The organism is Sphingobium sp. 22B, assembly GCF_001580035.1.
Classification (GTDB): Bacteria; Pseudomonadota; Alphaproteobacteria; order Sphingomonadales; family Sphingomonadaceae; genus Sphingobium; species Sphingobium fuliginis.
In genome coordinates this window covers 95637-114123 of record NZ_LTAB01000018.1, presented here as the reverse complement: position 1 = coordinate 114123, position 18487 = coordinate 95637, and the positions used below count along the sequence as shown (strand labels likewise).

The following is an 18487-nucleotide window of genomic DNA, read 5'->3' as shown; positions in this document are numbered from 1 at the left end:
GCGGCGGCGGGCGGCCCTCAAGCTCCGTTTTCTTCGAGCACGGGGGCGATGGCCTGGGCCAGGGTGGCGCCGGAATAGGGCTTTTTGAGCAGGGTCACGTCGCCGAAGCGTTCGGGCAGGTCCAGCCCGTCGCCATAGCCGGTGGCGAAGAGGAAGGAGACGCCCTTTTCCGCCAGCAGTTCCGCCACGGGAAGGCTGGTCTCATTGCCGAGGTTGAAGTCCAGGACCGCCAGATCGACGTCATGGTTCGCGATCGCATCCCGCGCGCGGCTGACGCTGGCGGCGGTGATCACTTCGGCGCCGAGGTCGCGCAGCGCGTCCTCGCCGTCCATGGCGATGATCATATTATCTTCGACCAGCAGCACGTTGCGCCCCTTGAGCAGCGTCGGCGTGGGCGCCGGGGCGGGGCTGGCGCGTTCGATGCCGACGACGTCGGGCAGGACGGAGGCGACATGGGCGGAGGGGATGCAGAATCGCGCCTCCAGACCGGAAAGGCGGTAATGCACCTCCGCCCGGCCATCGAGATCATAGGGGATGGACCGTTCGATCACGGTCGATCCGAAGCCCCGGCGGGTGGGCGCGACCACGGCGGGCCCGCCGCTTTCCCGCCAGTCGAGCAGCAGGCTGCCGTCGGCGTCGACCCTCCAGCCGATGGCCACGCTGCCATTGTCGGACAGAGCGCCATATTTGGCGGCGTTGGTCAGCATCTCATGGATCACCAGCGCCAGCACCGTGAAGGCGGCCGGGGTGAGCAGCACATTGGGACCGGTCAGCTTCACCCGGTCGCGCCGTTCGGCCAGATAGGCGGCCGATTCCACCTCTATCAGGTCGTAGAGCCGGGCGGGCGCCCAGCGGTCGGCGGTGATCTGGTCATGGGCGCGGGCCAGGGCGTGGACGCGGCTTTCCAGCGTGTCGATGAACTGGTCGACCGATTCGGCGCTGTCGCGGGTCTGGGACAGCAGCCCCCGGATCAGCGAGAGGATGTTGCGGACGCGATGATTGAGTTCCGCGATCAGCAATTCCTGCTTCTCATGCGCCTTCTGCCGTTCATCATGGGCGGAATCGGACAGGCGCAATATGACTTCCAGCAGGGCGGTGCGCAGCGCCTCCGCCACGCGCAGTTCGGCGGCGGTGAAGGGCACGGCGGTGCCGCGCACCAGTTCCGACCATTGTTCGAAGCTCTTGCGCGGGGTCAGGCGGGGGCCGTTGGGGCCATATTCGATATGCTTTTCCGGGCTTCCCGCCCAGCGCACCGAGCGGAGCTGTTCCGCCCGGAACAGCACCACATAGTCGCGCGGGCGGCGCGACAGCGGGATGGCGAGCAGCCCCGCCGCCCGGTCGGCATGGGCGGACGATTCGGGCAGCAGGCGCGCCAGATGATCGGTGGTGAAGACCTGGCCGGCGGCGGCCTGGTTCAGCATGGCGACGATGGCGGCGAAGCTGCGCTCGTCCGGGGCGAGGCCGGAAAAGGTCATCTGGCCGTCGATATAGACGCCGACGCCGTCGGCCGGGATGGTGTCGAAGATCACCTCGCCCAGCCAGCGGGCGTTGGACAGCAGGTCATGGTCCTGCGCCACCGCCGACATCAGCCGGTCGGCCACCTGCCGCGCCTTGCCCTCATAGGCGGAGGTTTCGCTGCGCTCCCGGTTTTCGAGCATCATCGAGAAGATCTGGCCGAACAGTTCGGCGGCGCTGCGCTGCGCGAAGCTGGGCAGGCGGGGGCCGTAATGGTGGCAGGCGAACAGGCCCCAGAGCCGCCCTTCGACGACGATCGAGATTGAGAGCGAGGCCCCTACCCCCATATTGCCGAGATATTCGATATGGATGGGCGACACCGCCCGCGTCAGGCAGAGCGACATGTCGAGCGCGGCGCCAGAGGGGTCGAGCTGCGGCACGATGGGAACCGGCTGCGCCTGCACGTCCGCGATCACGCGGAAGATGTTGCGCAGGTAGAGCGCCCGCGCCTGCGCCGGAATGTCGGACGCGGGATAATGCAGGCCGAAGAAGCTGTCGATGCCGGGACGCAGCGCTTCGGCCACGACTTCGCCGTCGCCGCCCTCCGCAAAGCGATAGACCATCACCCGGTCGAAGCCCGTCAGCGCCCGCACCTGCCGCGCGCCGTCCCGCAGGAAGGCGGCCATGCCCTGCGTCTGGCCGAGCCGCGACACCATGGAGCGGACCATGCTGCTGGCCTCCATCTCGTCATGGGACGCCGGTTCGGCCTCGATCACGACCAGCGATCCGGAGAAGTGGACGGCGACGTCGAACGGCGCGATCCCGTCGATCAGGGTGAGGGAGAAGATGCGCTCCACCGCGTCGGGGCCGCGCAGCAGGGTGATGCGGTTGCGCAGGGAATGGACCGCTTCCCCGCTGAAGATGCCGCCGATCGGCCGGCCCAGCATCTGTTCGGGCGAAAGGCCGATATGATCGGGGCTGTTGGCCGACACGCGCGACACCAGCCAGTCGGCGGTCAGCGCGATCAGGAAACCGAAGGGCTGGACCGTGCCCAGCACATGGATCGGCTCCCGGTCGCAATTGCTGAGGTCGACGGCGAAATCCTGGGCCGGGATATTGCCCTCAGCCATGGACGGGCGCCACTTCGCCCCTGGCGGCGGCGGCGAACAGATCGAAGGCGGCCTCCGCGCCGCGAATCGCGTCGCCGATCCATGGCTGGCCCCCATCGGCCGCGGCTTCATCCAGTCGTCGCTGGAAATCCGCCCAGCCGCCCTTTTCATGCACGGCGGACAGATAGGCGCGCGGCAGGCCGGGGCCGACGCGGCGGGCGAGCATGGCGCCGCCCAGGCGCGATCCTTCCAGCGTGTAGCGCAGGCCCCAGCGATAGGCATCGGACGGGGGCGCCGGCGCGGCGAGCGGCGCGGGCTGCGGTTCGCCCAGGGCCGCAAGGTCCCGGGTCAGCAGCGGCAGGCGCGGCGCATCGGGGCGGGTCATCCGCTCCAGCGGGGCGAGCGCCCGGGCATGGGCCTTCAGGAAGGCGGCGTAGCCGGGGCGATCGTCCAGCGAAAAATGCGAGAACAGGTCGTCGACACGCTGATGGCTTTCCATCGTCGCTTGGCGCAGGGCCTGTCGGGCGCTGCCGGCAGTGGGCGTTATCGTCACCCGGCATTCCTAAGGGGCTTTGCGGGGGGGCGCACTGATCTGGATCAGCTTTTGCCTTCCTTCGGTCACATTTCCGGGGATTTCGGCGCAAAGCAGCCTTGGGGGCGCCGCCGGGGATTCTTTCAAATCGCTGACAGACAAGTTCAGCATCGTGACATCGCACAAGTCCTAAAAGCGACATATGAGGGGCGAATGGCCCCGTGAAACAAAGGCGAACGGCATGTTGAGGAAAATGATGCTGGCGGGCTTGATGACCGCGACGGTACTGGGCGGGATCGCCCCGGCCTATGCCCAGCGGGGCGACGATGGCGGCTGGCGCGGCCGTGGCGGCGAACGGGCGGGCCGGCCCGACGGCGGCCGTGGCGGCCAGGGCAACGGACAGGCGCAGCGCCAGTGGCAGGGCGGCGAGATGCGGCAGCAGCGGCCGGAACGGCCGGCGCAGGTCGCCCAGCCGCAATGGCGCGGCAATGAGGCGCGGCCCGACCAGCGCGGCCCCGCGACGGTCACCCGCTGGAACCGCGACCAGCAGCGCTTCGAGACCACCCCCCGTGGTGGCGACAGGGGCGGCGGCAACTGGGGCGGAAACGACCGCGATCGGCAGAACTGGCAGGACAATCGGCGCGACAATGACGGCCGGGACTGGAACCGGAACGACCGGAACCGCAACGACCGGGATCGGGGCGGCTGGGATCGGCGCGACGACCGCAACGACCGCCGCTGGAACGATGACGACCGGCGTTGGAATGGCGGCAATCCGGGCTGGAACAACGGACGGCGCTTCGACGACCGCACCCGGTGGCAAGGACAGAGGCGCTGGGACAATGGCTGGCGCAACGACCGGCGCTATGACTGGTACAGCTATCGTTCCCGCTATGGCGACCGCTACCGGATCGGCCGCTATTATGCGCCGCGCGGCTGGAACTACGGCTATTCGCGCTTTTCCATCGGGATCTTCCTGAACAGCCTGCTCTATTCGAACAGCTACTGGATCGACGATCCCTATTCCTACCGCCTGCCGCCGGCCTACGGCTCGCTGCGCTGGATTCGCTATTATGACGACGCGCTGCTGGTCGACATACGCGACGGCTATGTGGTCGACGTGATCCACGATTTCTTCTGGTGATGCCGGAAGACATGCGCTCCTGAACTGGCCTTCAGGACATACTGGACCTGGGACGGCGACGTTCCAGGTCCTTTTCATTTGCGCAGGGGCGCGGGCCGGTGGCAGGAGAGCGGCATGAGCGAGATTGTTGACGATGGCGGGGTCGCCTCCGCGGCGCGGGCGCGGATCGGGGAGTCGGTGCGGGCGCGGCTGGAGCGCAATCCGATGGTCAGCCGGATCGATACGCCGCAGCTTGAAATCTATGGCCGGCAGGAATTTCTGAGCGCGGAAGAATGTGCGGGCCTGCGGGAGCTGATCGATGCGGGGGCGCAGCCCTCCACCCTGTTTTCCGGCAGCGCCAATGCCGATTACCGCACCAGCGCGAGCTGCAACCTCAGCCCCTGGAGCCCGCTGGTCGGGGGGATCAGCGACCGCATCTGCGCGCTGATGGGCCTGGCGGCGGAGCATGGCGAGACGCTGCAGGGGCAGCGATACCAGCCGGGCCAGGAATATAAGGCGCATTGCGACTATTTTCCGGTGACGGCCAGTTACTGGCCGGCCATGCTGAAGACCGGGGGACAGCGGAGCTGGACGGCGATGATCTACCTCTCCCCGGTGGAAGCGGGCGGGGAGACGCATTTCCCGCATTGCGGGTTCATGGTCCCGCCCGTCGAGGGCATGCTGCTGATGTGGAACAATATGGAGCGGGACGGATCACCCAACCGATCCAGCCTGCACGCCGCGCGCCCGGTGGAGCGGGGCACCAAATATGTCGTCACCAAATGGTTTCGCGAGCGGCCCTGGGCGCCCTGATCCCCCGACCGCCGGCCCCGGCGGCCCCTGATACAAAGTGCGACATAAATGACTGATTCCTGACCGTTTCATTCCCGGCATGTTCAGGTGGCGGGGCGCATATCCGTCTTCGTGGTCGGCGGAACCGGTCGGGCCGGGGAAAGTTCTCCCCTCCCCCACCGCACTTCAGCCGCCAGGCAATGGGAGAAGACCTATGCGTAAATTGATCATCTTGGGCCTGATGGCCGCTACCGTCATGCCGGGGGCCGCCATGGCCCAGTCCCGCGCGGAGGTGCGCGACAGCGCCCGTGAGCTGCGCCACGAACAGCGCGACCTGCGCGATGCGCAGCGCTACGGCAACCGGCGCGACATCCGCGAGGAGCGTCGGGACGTGCGCGAAGCCCGGCAGGAATTGCGCGAGGACTGGCGCGATTACCGCAGGTCGCACCGCGACGTCTATCGCGGCGGCAACTGGCGGGCCCCCTTCCGCTACAATCGCTGGGAAGTCGGCGCGCGGCTTCAGCCCAACTATTATAATTCGCGCTACTATATTTCCGACCCCTATCGCTATCGCCTGCCCCGCGCCGGCGCGAACCTGCGGTGGGTGAGGCATTATAACGACGTGCTGCTGGTCAATGTGCGGACCGGCCGGGTGATGGAAGTGCATCGCGGCTTCTTCTGGTAAGAGCCGCCAGGCGTGAAAAACGAAACGGCCCCCGGAAGATCCGAGGGGCCGTTTCCTTTTGCGCTATGGCGCTTCCGGTCCGTTTACCCCCCTTGGCCGCGCCGCTCGTTTCCGGGCGGGCGCGGCCGATGGCGCGCGCTGGGCGCACCATCAGTCCGAAAGGGGGTGGACCATATGCCGAAACGCCCTGCGCCCCGTTATGTTCCGCCGTGCGCCGCTCAGGCGGCCAGGGCCTCCGCAATCAGGCGGCGGCTGTTTTCGATGCCGTAGAGCGCGATGAAGCTGCCCATCCGGGGCCCCTGATCGGCCCCCAGCAGGGTCTGGTAGAGCGCCTTGAACCAGTCGCGCAGTTCGGCAAAGCCATAGGCTTCGTCCTTGCCGATGGCATAGACGATATTCTGGATGTCCTCCGCCGAGGCGCCTGCGGGCAGGGCGGCGAGTTCGGCGTCCAGCCTGCGCAGGGCGGCGGCTTCGCCTTCGGTCGGCGCGCGGCGCTGGAGCGTCGGGGCGACGAAATCGCGGTGATAGGCGAGCGCATGGCCGATCAGCGCGTCCAGTTCCGGATAGCTTTCCGCATTGGCGTCGGCGACATAGTTCTGGAGATAGCCCCAGACCTGTTCGCGGCTGGCGTCGCCCATCACGCCGACCAGATTGAGCAGCAGGCCGAATGTCACCGGCAGGCGGCCCTGCGGCAGCTTGCCGTCATGGATGTGGTGCACCGGATTGCCGAGTTGCTGTTCGACCGGCTGGTTCGGATAATTGCCGCGGAACTGCCAATATTCATCCACGGCGCGGGGGATCACGCCCATGTGGAGCTGCTTCGCCTTCTTCGGCTCGCGATAGGCGTAGAAGGCGAGGCTTTCCTGCGGGCCATAGGTCAGCCATTGTTCCAGACTGAGGCCGTTGCCCTTGGACTTGGAGATCTTCTCGCCCTTTTCGTCGAGGAACATTTCGTAATTGAAGCCCTCGGGCGGGCGGGCGCCGAGCGCGCGGCAGATCTTCGAGGATTGGGTGACGGAATCGATCAGGTCCTTGCCCGCCATCTCATAATCGACGCCCAGCGCGACCCAGCGCATCGCCCAGTCGACCTTCCATTGCAGCTTCGCGCCGCCGGACAGGATCGACCGTTCGATCAGCTCGCCCTCATCCTCGAAGCGGACGAGGCCGGCGTCGGCGTCGATCACCTCGACCGGGACCTGAAGCACGATGCCGCTTTTGGGCGAGATCGGCAGCACCGGCGAATAGGTCGCCTGCCGTTCCTTGCGCAGCGTCGGCAGCATGATGTCCATGATGTCCCGATAGTGGCGCAGGACATTCTTCAGCGCGTCGTCAAAGGCGCCGGACCTGTAGCGCTCCGTAGCGGAGACGAACTCGTAATCGAAGCCGAAGCGGTCGAGAAATTCCCGCAGCATGGCGTTGTTGTGATGCGCGAAGCTCTCGAACTTCCCGAACGGATCGGGCACCTGCGTCAGCGGCTTGCCCAGATGCTGCGCCAGCATCGCCTGGTTGGGCACATTGTCCGGCACCTTGCGCAGCCCGTCCATGTCGTCGCTGAACGCGATCAGGCGCGTGGGGATGTCCGACAGCGCATGATAGGCGTTGCGGACCATGGTGGTGCGCAGCACTTCGTTGAACGTGCCGATATGCGGCAGGCCGGAGGGGCCATAGCCCGTCTCGAACAGCACATAGCCCTTTTCGGGCGCGCCGTTCTGATAGCGCTTCAGGAGCTTGCGCGCTTCCTCATAGGGCCAGGCCTTGGACGCCTGCGCGGCGGTGCGGATGAGTTCGGACACGGTCATGATGCATGCCCCCCTAAGCATTTTCGCGGCCGTTGAAAACATCTGACGACTCGGAAAACATCATGCGGCGGAAGGAACGGCAAAGGCTTCATTAATATAGATCAAACTTCATTTTGGACCCGACGCGGCGATTCCAGGTGCCGAAATGGAGACGAATGGCGGCTTTTCCCGCCAGCTCTTTAACTTTGATTAACCCTGTTCAGGCATATTTATCGGGAGCTTAGGGGGCTCAGGAGGGACTATGCAGCCGCGCAGCCGTCACAGAATAACGGTCGATATACCCGTCGTCGTGACGACGGTGCTCGACAGCGTGGAAGGAATGATCGTCGACCTGAGCGAGGGCGGCGCGCAGATTGCGGGCTGCGGCCTGCCGGTGCGCAGCCAGTGCCAGATCGACTATGAGGGCCATGTCGTGTTCGGCACGGTGCAATGGTCCGAAGAGGACCGCATGGGCATCCGCTTCCCCTATGAACTGACCGACGGACCGCTGTTCGACCGGCTGGAGATCGCACGGGCCGCGCGGCTGACGCCGACGGCCTTTCAGCCGCGCATGCCCGGCGGTCGTCCTGCGGGCGGTTTCGGGCGTCGGTTCGGCTGAATCGGGCGCTTTTTCAGGTTTCCCTTTTGTTCCCGTTCGCCTAAGCGGGAGAGGTGATCGACCCCGCTGCCCTGCCCGCCCTTCACGCCAGCCATGGCGGTATATGGCTTCGGGAAGGGGATCGGACCGCAGCGGTCGCCAAGGGCACCGCCATCGCGCGGACGGCGGAAACGCCGACGCTGCTGCTGAACGCGCCGCTGACCGGGCAGCGGCTGGGCTATCCCGATTTGAATGGCCTGGACCTGCTGGAATTGTGGGCCTTCATCCATCCCGCGCGCTTTCTGGTGCCGACGCCCAAGGGGCTGGCCGAAGCGCTGGACCTGCCTCGTCCGGCGAGCGAGGCCGACATTCCCCAATTGTTGCAGGCGGCGACCGGCGCCCTGCTGGCGACGCTGGAATCCCCCGCATGGACCGAGCGCGAGGGCGGCTGGACGGCGGCGCAGTCGCTGCACCGGTTGCGCTGGCCATGGGCGCCGCTGGTGGCCGGGCGCATCGCCCAGCCGAAGGAGGCGGAGCGTTGGCTCTTCTCCAAATTGCCGGAATGGGAGGAGAGCCCACCCCGCCCTGCCCCCCGTTCGGTATCGCTGCAACCCGACGCGGTGGTGGCGCGGCTGGAGCAGTTGACCGGCGCGGGAGCCGAAGCGCGACCGGGACAGCGCGCCTATGCGGCGGCGGCGGCGGAGGTGTTTCGGCCCAAGGCGCATCGCGACCAGCCCAATATGCTGCTGGCGGAGGCCGGGACCGGGATCGGCAAGACTTTGGGCTATCTCGCCCCCGCCTCGCTCTGGGCCGGGGAGGCGCAGGGGACGGTGTGGATTTCCACCTTTACCAAGGCGTTGCAGCGGCAGTTGGACCGGGAGAGTTTGCGCCTGTTCCCCGATCCCGCCGTGGCGGCAAAGCGGGTGGTGGTGCGCAAGGGGCGGGAAAATTATCTCTGCCTGCTCAATCTGGAGGACGCGCTGCAAGGCGGCTTTGCGGGCCGGGCGGCGATCCTGGCGCAACTGGTGGCGCGCTGGGCGGCGTTCACCAAGGATGGCGACATGATCGGCGGCGACCTGCCGGGATGGCTGCCGACCTTGTTCCGGCGCAACGGCTCCACCGCGCTGACCGACCGGCGGGGCGAGTGCATCTATGCGGGCTGTCCGCATTACCGGAAGTGCTTCATCGAACGATCGGCGCGGGCTTCGGCCGATGCGGACATCGTGATCGCCAATCATGCGCTGGTGATGATCAATGCGGCGCGTGGGCGGGAAACGGGGCAGGCGCCGCAGCGCATCGTGTTCGACGAGGGCCATCATCTGTTCGATGCGGCGGATTCGACCTTTTCCGTCGCCCTGTCGGGGCAGGAAGCCATCGAGCTGCGCCGCTGGGTGATGGGGCCGGAGGGCAATTCAAGAGGGCGTCGTCGGGGTCTGGCGGCGCGGCTGTCGGACCTTGCCAGCTATGACGAGCAGGGCGGCGAGGCGATCCGGGCGGCGGCGGAGGCCGCGAGGGCGCTGCCGGCCGACGAATGGCTGAAGCGGATCGTCGCGGGCGAGCCGTTCGGGCCGGTCGAGGAGCTGCTCGCGGCGGTGCGGGGCACGGTCTATGCGCGGGCCGCCGATGGCGGCGAGGCGGATGCAGGCTATGGGCTGGAGACCGAGCTGGCGGAACCTGACGGCGCGCTGGTCGAGGCGGCGCAGGAGGCGGCGCGGGCGCTGGACGCGCTGCTGCGGCCGCTGACCCATCTTGGCAAGCGGATGGAAGCCGTGATCGAGGAAGCGCCCGACTGGCTGGACGGCGCGGCGCGGGCGCGGGTCGAGGGGGCGATTGCCTCGCTTGGCTGGCGGCGCGATCTGGTGACGGCCTGGCTGGCTCTGCTGGCGCGGATCGGCGGGCCGGCGGACGCGGATTTCGTGGACTGGCTGGCGGTCGAGCGGATCGAGGGGCGGGAGTTCGACATCGGCATCCACCGCCACTGGCTGGACCCGACGCGGCCGCTGGCGCAGGCGGTGCTGAAACCGGCGCAGGGCGTGCTGATCACCTCCGCCACGCTGAAGGGCGGCGGCGACTGGGACAATGCGGCGAGCCGGAGCGGCGCCACCCATCTGCCGCGCGGGGCGGAGCAGTTCGAGGCGAGCAGCCCGTTCGACTATCCGGAACGGTCGGAAGTGCTGATCGTCACCGACATCAAGCGCGGCGACATTGCGGCGCTGTCGGGCGCCTATGCCCGGTTGATCGAGGCGGCGGGCGGTGGGACGCTGGGGCTGTTCACCGCGATCCGGCGGCTGCGCGCGGTGCATGCGCGGATCGCCGACCGGCTGGCGCGGGCGGGTTTGCCGCTTTACGCTCAGCATGTCGACCCGATGGATACGGGCACGCTGATCGATATTTTCCGCGACGATCCCCGCGCCTCGCTGCTGGGCACCGATGCCTTGCGCGACGGTGTGGACGTGCCCGGCCATTCGCTGCGGCTGGTGGTGATGGAGGGGGTGCCCTGGTCCAAGCCCACCGTGCTGCACGCGGCGCGCAAGCTGGCGGGCGGCGGAAGCGCCTATGACGACCGGCTGATCCGGGCGCGGATGGCGCAGGCCTTCGGCCGGCTGATCCGGCGGGCGGAGGACCGGGGCAGCTTCGTCATCCTGTCAGCCGCCATGCCCAGCCGGTTGTTGAGCGCTTTCCCCGCCGGCACGCCGATCCGCCGCCTGACGCTGGACGAGGCCATCATCTCGGTCAGCGGGCAATCCCGCGCTGGCCTTAACGGTAATGCAACGCTAGGGCTTCAGGGACTCGAATCCGGCACCTGGTGACTGTGTTTTCGTGATTTCCGAGTCAGCAGGCGTTCCACCTGCTTCGAAATCACTCTGGGACCTGGAGAAAAAATGAAGCGGTTGATCCTGTTCCGTCACGCCAAGTCCGATTGGGACGATCCGGTTGCGCGGGACTTCGACCGGCCGCTCAACCGCCGGGGGGAAAAGGCGGCGCTGGTGATGGGGGAATTCGCCAAGGCGCGCGACCTGCATTTCGACATGGTGGTCGCCTCCCCGGCCGTGCGGGTGGTGGAGACGCTGAACGTCTTCTTCACCGGCTATGGCGAGGTGATCGACCCGCATTGGGACCGGCGCATCTATCTTGCCTCCACGCCCACCCTGTTCGACGTGATCCGCGATCTGCCCGACAGCGCCGGCAGCGTGCTGATGTCCGGGCATAATCCGGGTCTGGAGGAACTGGTCCTCGACCTCGTGCCCGACGATGGCGCGAGCCCGCTGCGCGAGGATGTGGAGGTGAAGTTCCCGACCGCCTCGATCGCGGTGATGGACATGCCCATCGAACATTGGAGCGAGGCGAAGCCCAATATCGCGACCCTGGCCAGCTTCACGCGCCCGCGCGACCTGGACCCGGCGCTGGGGCCGGGATCGCGCTGAACCGGACGGCGACGCCGATCCCCTGACGGTGGGCGGCGGCGATGGGATGACGGCTGTCCGGACGTGACCGGAAAGGCGCATGATGGCGTGCAGCATATATCCAGATCGGAACGTGCGGTCCCTATTCCCCGATCGCCCTGACCAATAGGGCGCGGATGGCTTCCAGGCGCGGCAGAAGATCGGCGTGGGGGGCCGTTTCGCCATTTTTGGGCGCGGGCGCGACCGGCGGCTCGCCACCTCCATCGGCCAGCGCCTTTTGCGCGCCACGGACGGTGAAGCCCTCGACATTCAGCAGATGGTTGATGCGCCGCACCAGCGCCACGTCGGCCGGGCGGTAATAGCGCCGGTTGCCCGATCGCTGGAGCGGACGGAGCTGGGTGAAGCGCGTTTCCCAATAGCGCAATATGTGCTGCGGCAAATCGAGTTCGCTCGCCAGCTCACTGATCGTCAGAAATGCGCCCTCTGCCTTTTCCATGGTCCTGATGTTGCACCTTTAGCGGCGCAAAGGTCAACCTTCGGGAAAATGGCTGTTTTGCCGACCGCCCCCTCAGGCCGAGGCGACGCGGTCCCGCATCGTCTGGCTGGCGCGGAAGGTCAGCACCCGGCGCGGCTCGATCGGCACTTCCACGCCCGTCTTGGGGTTGCGGCCCATGCGCTGCGTCTTGTCGCGCAACACGAAGGTGCCGAAGCTGGAGATCTTCACATTTTCCCCGCGTTCGAGCGCGGCGGACATATGCTCCAAAATGGATTCGATTAAGGTTGCCGCTTCTGCCCGTGAAAGGCCAATATGACGGTTCACGCTCTCCGCGAGATCCGCGCGCGTCAGAGTTCCGTTACCGCTCATCGCATTTCCCCACCTTGACACCCGTCGAGCCTAAATGCGGGTGATCATTTGACAATGTGCGCGATTCTGCATGATTCGGCAAGATGACCACCCGGCGAAATCCTTAAAAAACCGTGAAAAATGGGCGGTGTAGCGGTCCCGCAATGGGACTGGGAAGAATATGGCGCAGGGATGCCATCCATTTTGGGTGACATCGGCCTGGCACGAGGATGCTGCCGGGGCGCTGTTTGGTTGAGTCGGAAGTGAAGAGGTCTGGAAAGCAGACAGGCCGCTTTTTCTCACCCGTTCGCCCTGAGCCTGTCGAAAGGCTTCGCTTCCTTGGAACTGTGGCCTCGGGAAAAGGCAAGGCGTCGGACGGGCCCGGCGCGAACGGTTCCTTTTTGGCCTGCTCCGGAACGGATTCCGAACGACTGCATCGGATCGGCGGCTCCAGAGCGCGCTGCGTTAAATCCGGCGCAGGTCGCGCGCTCCAGCTTTCTGCTGTCGCATTCTTTCAGGCAGAAAGCCGGTTCCCATTCGTCGACAGGCTCAGGACCGGCTTTTCCGCACGATGTTCAGGACCGATCCTGGCCCTACACCCGCAGGACGCAGGCGCCCCAGGTGAAGCCGCCGCCCATCGCCTCCAGCACCAGCAGGTCGCCGGACTGGATGCGCCCGTCGCGCATGGCGAGGTCCAGGGCCAGGGGAACCGATGCGGCGGAGGTGTTCGCATGGCGATCCACCGTCATCACCACCTTTTCCGGCGCGAGCTTCAGCTTGCGCGCGGTCGCATCGAGGATGCGGGCATTGGCCTGGTGCGGGACCAGCCAGTCGATGTCCGCCGCGGTCATGTCGGCAGCAGCCATCACTTCGGTCAGCACCGAGGCCAGGTTGGTGACGGCGTGGCGGAAGACTTCCTGTCCCTTCATCCGCAGCTTGCCGACCGTCTGCGTGGTGGAGGGGCCGCCGTCGACATAGAGAAGCTGGTTGTGGCGGCCGTCGGCATGGAGCTTCGAGGCGAGGATGCCGCGCTTGCCGTCAGCGCTTTCCTCGGCGCCCAGCACGACCGCGCCCGCGCCGTCGCCGAAGAGGACGCAGGTGGTGCGGTCTTCCCAGTCGAGGATGCGGCTGAAGGTTTCCGAACCGATCACGATGGCGTTCCGCGCCGCGCCCGAGCAGATCATGCTGTCGGCCACGGTGATGGCGTAGAGGAAGCCGGAACAGACCGCCGCCACGTCGAAGGCGACGCAATCGTTGATGCCAAGCGCGGCCTGGACGATGGTGGCGGTGGCTGGGAAGGTCTGGTCGGGGGTGGCGGTGGCCAGCACGATCAGGTCGATGTCCTGCGCGGACAGGCTGGCGGCTTCCAGCGCCGCCCTGGCCGCATCGGTGGCGAGCGTCGCTGTGGTTTCACCCTCTCCCGCGATGTAGCGGGTGCGGATGCCGGTGCGCTCGACGATCCATTCGTCGCTCGTGTCCACGGTCTGCGCCAATTCGGCATTGGTGACGGAGCGGACCGGCAGGGCAGAGCCCGTGCCCAGGAGAACGGATCGGCGGATCACTTTGCGGGCAGCTCCATCCTGGATGCGGGGGCGGTCAACCCCTCGATCCCGTGCATGTCGGCGGCGATGCGCCGGGTGATGTCTTCCTCCAGCAGCCGGGCGGCGACATGGACGGCATTGGCGACGCCCTTGTCGTTTGCGCTGCCATGGCTTTTCACGACCACGCCATTGAGGCCGAGGAAAACGGCGCCATTATGGTTGTTGGGGTCGAGATGATGGCGCAGCAGGTGCATCGCGGGCTTGGAGATCAGGAAGCCGAGCTTGGAACGGATCGAGCTGGTGAAGGCGGTGCGCAGCAGGTCGGTGACGAAGCGGGCCGTGCCCTCCGCCGTCTTGAGCGCCACATTGCCGGAAAAGCCGTCCGACACGATGACGTCGACATCGCCGCGGCCGATCTTGTCGCCCTCCGTAAAGCCTTCGAAGGACAGCGGCAGGCTGGTCGCGGCGCGCAGGATCGCGGCGGCGTCGCGGATTTCCTCCGTCCCCTTCATTTCTTCCGTGCCGATGTTCATCAGGCGGACGCGGGGCCGCTCCAGATCGAGCGCGATGCGGGCATAGGCGGCGCCCATCACGGCGAACTGGACGAGATTGCGGGCGTCGCATTCGGTGTTGGCGCCCAGGTCCAGCATGACCACGTCATTGTCGCCCAGGGTCGGCAGCATGGCGGCCAGCGCGGGCCGGTCGACGCCCTTCATGGTGCGCAGGGCGAGCTTCGCCATCGCCATCAGCGCGCCGGTATTGCCGGAGGAGACCGCAGCGCCGCAATCGCCCGCCTTCACCGCCGCGATGGCCATGCTCATCGAGCTGGTCTTCTTGCGGATGGCGACGCTGGGCTTGTCGCCTGAAGCCACCACATCGGGCGCGTGGACGATTTCCGACGCGGCGCGCAGATTGGGGTGGTTGTCGAGCGCGGACTTGATCCGCGCCTCGTCCCCGAAAAGGGTGAAGCGCAACCCTTCGTGACGGCGACGGGCGAGCGCCACGCCCGCCATCATCACGCGTACGCCTTCATCCCCGCCCATCGCGTCGATTGCGATTCGCGGTTGGCTGGACAAGTTAACGCACCCTTTTCAGGAGAAATGCTTGAGCGTCAGGCCCCGACGGCGACGACTTCACGGCCGTTATAGTGGCCGCAGGCGTCGCAGAGATTGTGCGGGCGTTTCAGTTCGCCGCAGTTCGAGCATTCCTGATAGGCCTCGACACGCAGCGAGTCATGGCTGCGGCGCATGCCGCGGCGGGACGGGGACGTTTTCCTCTTGGGGACAGCCATGTCGGCACCTTATTCCATAAATTGATCTGTTAGTGCGACTGGCCGTATCCGATGGATGACGACGCCAACGGCGCCGCAGACCCATGCGGCCCGGATGATCGCGAAGCCCTGCGCCTATAGCGTTTTTTGGCCCGTGCGCAAGTCCTTCTTGCCCCGCCATGCCGCTGCCCTATTCTGGGGGCGTCGCCATGAAAGGGGGGAAATCCGATGTTGCTGCCGATCACGCTGACGCTGGCCGCCGCCTGCGCGCTGCTCAACATGTGGCTGGGGATTCGATGCGCGCGAATCCGGATTTCGGATCATGTGCTGCACGGCGACGGTGGCAGCGCGCTGTTGGCCAAGCGGATGCGCGCGCATGCCAATTTCATCGAATATGTGCCGGTGACGCTGATTCTCTTCGGACTGGTGGAACTGGCGGTCGGGGCGTCGATCTGGCTCTGGGGCGCGGCGCTGGCGCTGGTGCTGGCGCGAATCGCCCATGGCTTCGGGATGGATGCGGAGAAGCCGACCGTCTGGCGCGGCGCAGGAGCGCTGCTGACCTGGGCGGTGATGGTCGGCATGGCGGTGGCGGCGCTCACTGTCGCCAATGGCGCGACGCGGGAGGTGCCGGCGCCGCCCGCCATGGCGATGGTTCGATAGGGTCAGGCGAGGACGGCATCCCCCACGAAGGGATTGGTGCGGCGTTCATGGGCGAAGTTGCTCATCGGGCCGTGGCCGGGGACGAAGGCCGTGTCGCCGCCCAACGGCCAGAGCTTGCCGGTGATCGCATCGACCAACTGCTGATGATTGCCCATGGGGAAGTCGGTGCGGCCGATCGACCCCTGGAACAGCACGTCCCCGACGATGGCGAGCTTGCTGGGCGCATGGTGGAAGACGACGTGGCCGGGCGTGTGGCCGGGGCAGTGATAGACGTCGAGCGTGAGGTCGCCGACCGTGACCTGATCGCCGTCCTCCAGCCAGCGGTCGGGTTCGAAGCTTTCGCCGTCGATGCCGTATCGGGCGCCGTCCTCGCCCAGCCGGTCGATCCAGAAGCGGTCGGCTTCATGCGGCCCCTCGATCGGAACGCCCAGATCGCGGGCGAGGATGCCCGCCTGGCCGCAATGGTCGATATGACCGTGGGTGACGAGGATCTTCTCTATGGTGACGCCATGCTGCTCGGCCGCCCTTTTCAGAATGGGCAGGTCCGCGCCCGGATCGACGAAGGCGCCGCGATGGGTCGCCGTGCACCAGAAGAGCGTGCAATTCTGCTGGAGCGGCGTGACGGGGATCAGGGCGGCTTTGAGGGGCGGAGTCGTCATGGCGTTGATGTGGCGAAGCTGCGCGCCGGGTGCAAGGCCTTGGGGAGCGAGGGGCATTCGAGGGGGCTGGGGCGGCTTGCTGCTTTTCCGCTTTCCCCGATGCACAAGCTGCTCCCGCGAAGGCAGGAGCACGGCGCGCCTGATGGCTCAACCGGCCAAGGTTCCTAGCCCATTTCCTCCGTCGCGAAGGGTTCCGCCAGGCTGATGCTGTCGAGCACCTTGGCGGTTTCGTCGCGCACGCGGAGCATCACCCGGTGCAGGCGGCATTCCGATTCGGGCAGGCAGTTGGTGCAGGTCTCATGCGCGAAGCGGCTGGCGCAGGGGGTGAGCGCAAGCGAGCCGCGCGTCAGCCGGACGATGTCGCCATAGCTGATGTCGACCGGGGCCAGCGCCAGCCAATAGCCGCCATCCCGCCCCCGCTGCGTCGCGACCAACCCTTCGCGCGCCAGTTCCGACAGGATCACCGTCAGGAATTTGGACGGGATATTCTGGCGCGTGGCGATCTCGTTCAGGGGCACCGGGCCTTGCCGGTAGCGGTCTGCGAGATGCTGGAGGGCGCGGATGGCGTAACGGGTCTTCTGCGAAAGCATAGGGCTGTTATTCGCTCCCGCCGGAGATTTGACAAGACATCAGGGCGCGGGATTCAGCGCCTGCCGCGCCTGTTTCGGAAAATCGCTGAACATCGCGTCGACGCCCGTGCCGGCGACCGCCCGGACATAGCCGGCAAAGTCCCCCCTGCCCTGCGGATCGTCCGGGCGCTGGAAGGCGGCGGGCAGGAAACCGTTTTCCATGCGCAGCGTCCAGACATGGACCTGCAACCCGGCCTGATGGGCGCGGTCGACAAGGCCCGTCGACCCGTCGGGAGCAAGCACCATGGCGGTCGCAGAGCCGATGCCGTCCGCATAGTCAGCGATCTGTTGCAGCCCCTGGGTCGTCATCATGTCGGCATAGGTCGTGCCGGGTTCATCGGCCGGTCCGCCCTCGCCGTCCACCAGTTGGATCAGGCGCAGGCGGGTCGCCGCGCGCAGGGCCTTGAGGTTGCCGACCTCGAAGGACTGGATGAAGACCGGATCGGCCTCCGTCTGATAGCCATATCGGCTGAGCAGCGCGAGCAAGGGCTGCTGATGCGGCAGGCCGATGCCCGCGAAATAGCCGGGATGCTTGGTTTCGGGATAGAGGCCGATGCGGCGGCCAAGCTCCGCCTCCTTGGCGCGGACCAGCTTCAATATCTCCTCGAAGGTCGGAAAGAGGTACAGGTCGTTGTAGCGGCTGTTGGCGGGGCGAAGCTGCGGCAGCCGTTCGCGGGCGCGTAGCGTGCGCAGTTCCGCGAGCGTGAAATCCTCCGTGAACCAGCCGGAGACGGGCTGGCCGTCGATGGTCTTGCTGGTTCTGCGGGTAGCGAATTCGGGATGATCCGCGACATCGGTGGTGCCGCCAATCTCATTTTCGTGCCGGGCGACGAGGACGCCGTCGCGGGTCAGCACCAGGTCCGGCTCGATATAGTCGGCGCCCTGGTCGATCGCGCGCTCATAGGCGGCGAGCGTATGTTCGGGCCGCTCGCCGCTGGCGCCGCGATGGGCGATGATGAAGGGTTCGGCCATCGCAGGCGCCGCCATCAACAGGGTGAGGAGGAGGATGGCGGCCCGATACATGCCCGGCCGGAGCATCCTCCCCACGGTCATGCCTTCACGCCCTCCAGAGCGTCCTCATAGGTGGTCGCCTTGAAGCCGACGATGGTGCGGTCGCCGAGGTCCAGGATCGGGCGCTTGATCATCGAAGGGTTGCTCATCATCAGCAGAATCGCCTTTTCCGAGTCGATATGCGCCTTGTCGCCCGCGTCCAGCGCCTTGAAGGTGGTGCCGGAACGGTTGAGGATGGTTTCCCACCCATGTTCCATCACCCATTCCTCCAGCTTCGCCTTGTCGACGCCCGACACCTTATAGTCGTGGAAGCTGTAGGCCTTGCCGCTATTGTCGAGGAAATTGCGCGCCTTCTTGATCGTGTCGCAATTCTTGATGCCGTACATGGTCAGCATGG

General features: G+C 66.6%; 19 protein-coding genes. 7 read left to right on the top strand and 12 right to left on the bottom strand.

The window, feature by feature from the left end:
• Positions 1-17 precede the first annotated feature (17 nt).
• Together A0J57_RS16120 and A0J57_RS16115 are read right to left on the bottom strand one after the other, a co-directional pair.
• Entirely contained in the window at positions 18-2585 is a 2568-nt protein-coding gene (locus A0J57_RS16120; protein ID WP_062017265.1) for an HWE histidine kinase domain-containing protein, read from the bottom strand.
• Positions 2578-3111, bottom strand: a complete 534-nt coding sequence (locus A0J57_RS16115; RefSeq protein WP_082718780.1) for a biliverdin-producing heme oxygenase — start codon at positions 3109-3111, stop codon at positions 2578-2580. Before A0J57_RS16115 ends, A0J57_RS16120 begins: the two co-directional genes overlap by 8 nt.
• A gap of 226 nt (positions 3112-3337) precedes the next feature.
• Between A0J57_RS16115 and A0J57_RS16110 the strand changes: the two genes are divergently transcribed.
• The 3 genes from A0J57_RS16110 (at position 3338) to A0J57_RS16100 (ending at position 5696) form a co-directional block, all read left to right on the top strand.
• A complete protein-coding gene (locus tag A0J57_RS16110; protein WP_061939310.1) occupies positions 3338-4240 on the top strand; it encodes an RcnB family protein in 903 nt (300 codons plus the stop codon).
• 114 nt (positions 4241-4354) lie between these two features.
• Positions 4355-5032 (top strand): 2OG-Fe(II) oxygenase, encoded by a 678-nt coding sequence (locus A0J57_RS16105; protein WP_061939312.1) that lies wholly within the window; start codon positions 4355-4357, stop codon positions 5030-5032.
• Positions 5033-5225: 193 nt separating this feature from the next.
• Complete coding sequence (locus A0J57_RS16100; protein WP_061939314.1) at positions 5226-5696, top strand: DUF1090 family protein; 471 nt, start codon at positions 5226-5228, stop codon at positions 5694-5696.
• 218 nt (positions 5697-5914) lie between these two features.
• On the opposite strand, the gene A0J57_RS16095 is transcribed toward A0J57_RS16100, so the two are convergent.
• Positions 5915-7495, bottom strand: a complete 1581-nt coding sequence (locus A0J57_RS16095; protein ID WP_061939316.1) for a lysine--tRNA ligase — start codon at positions 7493-7495, stop codon at positions 5915-5917.
• A 241-nt stretch (positions 7496-7736) separates the two neighbouring features.
• Between A0J57_RS16095 and A0J57_RS16090 the strand changes: the two genes are divergently transcribed.
• The 3 genes from A0J57_RS16090 (at position 7737) to A0J57_RS16080 (ending at position 11497) form a co-directional block, all read left to right on the top strand.
• Positions 7737-8093: a PilZ domain-containing protein gene (locus tag A0J57_RS16090; RefSeq protein ID WP_025547324.1), complete on the top strand. Its 357-nt coding sequence runs from the start codon at positions 7737-7739 to the stop codon at positions 8091-8093.
• Positions 8094-8146: 53 nt separating this feature from the next.
• Entirely contained in the window at positions 8147-10882 is a 2736-nt protein-coding gene (locus tag A0J57_RS16085; protein WP_061939318.1) for an ATP-dependent DNA helicase, read from the top strand.
• Between the two features lie 72 nt (positions 10883-10954).
• Positions 10955-11497, top strand: a complete 543-nt coding sequence (locus A0J57_RS16080) for a histidine phosphatase family protein (RefSeq protein WP_061939320.1) — start codon at positions 10955-10957, stop codon at positions 11495-11497.
• Positions 11498-11618: 121 nt separating this feature from the next.
• Here A0J57_RS16080 and A0J57_RS16075 read toward each other — a convergent pair whose 3' ends face one another.
• The 5 genes from A0J57_RS16075 to rpmF all read right to left on the bottom strand — a co-directional run bounded on the left by A0J57_RS16075 (position 11619) and on the right by rpmF (position 15152).
• Complete coding sequence (locus A0J57_RS16075) at positions 11619-11972, bottom strand: MerR family transcriptional regulator (protein WP_044661346.1); 354 nt, start codon at positions 11970-11972, stop codon at positions 11619-11621.
• 72 nt (positions 11973-12044) lie between these two features.
• Positions 12045-12341, bottom strand: a complete 297-nt coding sequence (gene ihfA, locus A0J57_RS16070) for an integration host factor subunit alpha (RefSeq protein WP_007687990.1) — start codon at positions 12339-12341, stop codon at positions 12045-12047.
• Between the two features lie 572 nt (positions 12342-12913).
• Positions 12914-13882, bottom strand: coding sequence for a beta-ketoacyl-ACP synthase III (locus A0J57_RS16065; protein ID WP_025547316.1), 969 nt, complete (start codon positions 13880-13882; stop codon positions 12914-12916).
• Positions 13879-14904: a phosphate acyltransferase PlsX gene (plsX, locus tag A0J57_RS16060; protein ID WP_037481578.1), complete on the bottom strand. Its 1026-nt coding sequence runs from the start codon at positions 14902-14904 to the stop codon at positions 13879-13881. Before plsX ends, A0J57_RS16065 begins: the two co-directional genes overlap by 4 nt.
• A 68-nt stretch (positions 14905-14972) precedes the next feature.
• Positions 14973-15152 carry a 50S ribosomal protein L32 gene (rpmF, locus tag A0J57_RS16055; RefSeq protein WP_013848214.1) on the bottom strand — a complete coding sequence of 60 codons (180 nt, stop codon included), beginning with the start codon at positions 15150-15152 and terminating at the stop codon, positions 14973-14975.
• Positions 15153-15359: 207 nt separating this feature from the next.
• Between rpmF and A0J57_RS16050 the strand changes: the two genes are divergently transcribed.
• A complete protein-coding gene (locus A0J57_RS16050) occupies positions 15360-15791 on the top strand; it encodes an MAPEG family protein (protein WP_061939322.1) in 432 nt (143 codons plus the stop codon).
• A 2-nt stretch (positions 15792-15793) separates the two neighbouring features.
• On the opposite strand, the gene A0J57_RS16045 is transcribed toward A0J57_RS16050, so the two are convergent.
• The 4 genes from A0J57_RS16045 to A0J57_RS16030 all read right to left on the bottom strand — a co-directional run bounded on the left by A0J57_RS16045 (position 15794) and on the right by A0J57_RS16030 (position 18485).
• Complete coding sequence (locus tag A0J57_RS16045; protein WP_025547311.1) at positions 15794-16450, bottom strand: MBL fold metallo-hydrolase; 657 nt, start codon at positions 16448-16450, stop codon at positions 15794-15796.
• A gap of 164 nt (positions 16451-16614) precedes the next feature.
• A complete protein-coding gene (locus A0J57_RS16040) occupies positions 16615-17040 on the bottom strand; it encodes an Rrf2 family transcriptional regulator (protein WP_013848211.1) in 426 nt (141 codons plus the stop codon).
• A gap of 39 nt (positions 17041-17079) precedes the next feature.
• Positions 17080-18102 (bottom strand): glycerophosphodiester phosphodiesterase, encoded by a 1023-nt coding sequence (locus A0J57_RS16035; protein WP_101756470.1) that lies wholly within the window; start codon positions 18100-18102, stop codon positions 17080-17082.
• A 26-nt stretch (positions 18103-18128) separates the two neighbouring features.
• Positions 18129-18485, bottom strand: a complete 357-nt coding sequence (locus tag A0J57_RS16030; RefSeq protein ID WP_025547306.1) for an ArsC family reductase — start codon at positions 18483-18485, stop codon at positions 18129-18131.
• Positions 18486-18487: the final 2 nt, after the last annotated feature.

Excerpts from the sequence above, each read along its gene's own strand:
- A0J57_RS16030 (WP_025547306.1), bottom strand. The coding sequence starts at position 18,485 with ATGCTGACCATGTACGGCATCAAGAATTGCGACACGATCAAGAAGGCG.
- plsX (WP_037481578.1), bottom strand. The coding sequence starts at position 14,904 with ATGGGCGGGGATGAAGGCGTACGCGTGATGATGGCGGGCGTGGCGCTC.
- A0J57_RS16090 (WP_025547324.1), top strand. The coding sequence starts at position 7,737 with ATGCAGCCGCGCAGCCGTCACAGAATAACGGTCGATATACCCGTCGTC.
- A0J57_RS16050 (WP_061939322.1), top strand. The coding sequence starts at position 15,360 with ATGTTGCTGCCGATCACGCTGACGCTGGCCGCCGCCTGCGCGCTGCTC.
- A0J57_RS16045 (WP_025547311.1), bottom strand. The coding sequence starts at position 16,450 with ATGACGACTCCGCCCCTCAAAGCCGCCCTGATCCCCGTCACGCCGCTC.
- A0J57_RS16080 (WP_061939320.1), top strand. The coding sequence starts at position 10,955 with ATGAAGCGGTTGATCCTGTTCCGTCACGCCAAGTCCGATTGGGACGAT.
- ihfA (WP_007687990.1), bottom strand. The coding sequence starts at position 12,341 with ATGAGCGGTAACGGAACTCTGACGCGCGCGGATCTCGCGGAGAGCGTG.
- A0J57_RS16110 (WP_061939310.1), top strand. The coding sequence starts at position 3,338 with ATGTTGAGGAAAATGATGCTGGCGGGCTTGATGACCGCGACGGTACTG.
- A0J57_RS16120 (WP_062017265.1), bottom strand. The coding sequence starts at position 2,585 with ATGGCTGAGGGCAATATCCCGGCCCAGGATTTCGCCGTCGACCTCAGC.
- A0J57_RS16040 (WP_013848211.1), bottom strand. The coding sequence starts at position 17,040 with ATGCTTTCGCAGAAGACCCGTTACGCCATCCGCGCCCTCCAGCATCTC.
- A0J57_RS16095 (WP_061939316.1), bottom strand. The coding sequence starts at position 7,495 with ATGACCGTGTCCGAACTCATCCGCACCGCCGCGCAGGCGTCCAAGGCC.
- A0J57_RS16075 (WP_044661346.1), bottom strand. The coding sequence starts at position 11,972 with ATGGAAAAGGCAGAGGGCGCATTTCTGACGATCAGTGAGCTGGCGAGC.
- rpmF (WP_013848214.1), bottom strand. The coding sequence starts at position 15,152 with ATGGCTGTCCCCAAGAGGAAAACGTCCCCGTCCCGCCGCGGCATGCGC.
- A0J57_RS16105 (WP_061939312.1), top strand. The coding sequence starts at position 4,355 with ATGAGCGAGATTGTTGACGATGGCGGGGTCGCCTCCGCGGCGCGGGCG.
- A0J57_RS16100 (WP_061939314.1), top strand. The coding sequence starts at position 5,226 with ATGCGTAAATTGATCATCTTGGGCCTGATGGCCGCTACCGTCATGCCG.
- A0J57_RS16035 (WP_101756470.1), bottom strand. The coding sequence starts at position 18,102 with ATGTATCGGGCCGCCATCCTCCTCCTCACCCTGTTGATGGCGGCGCCT.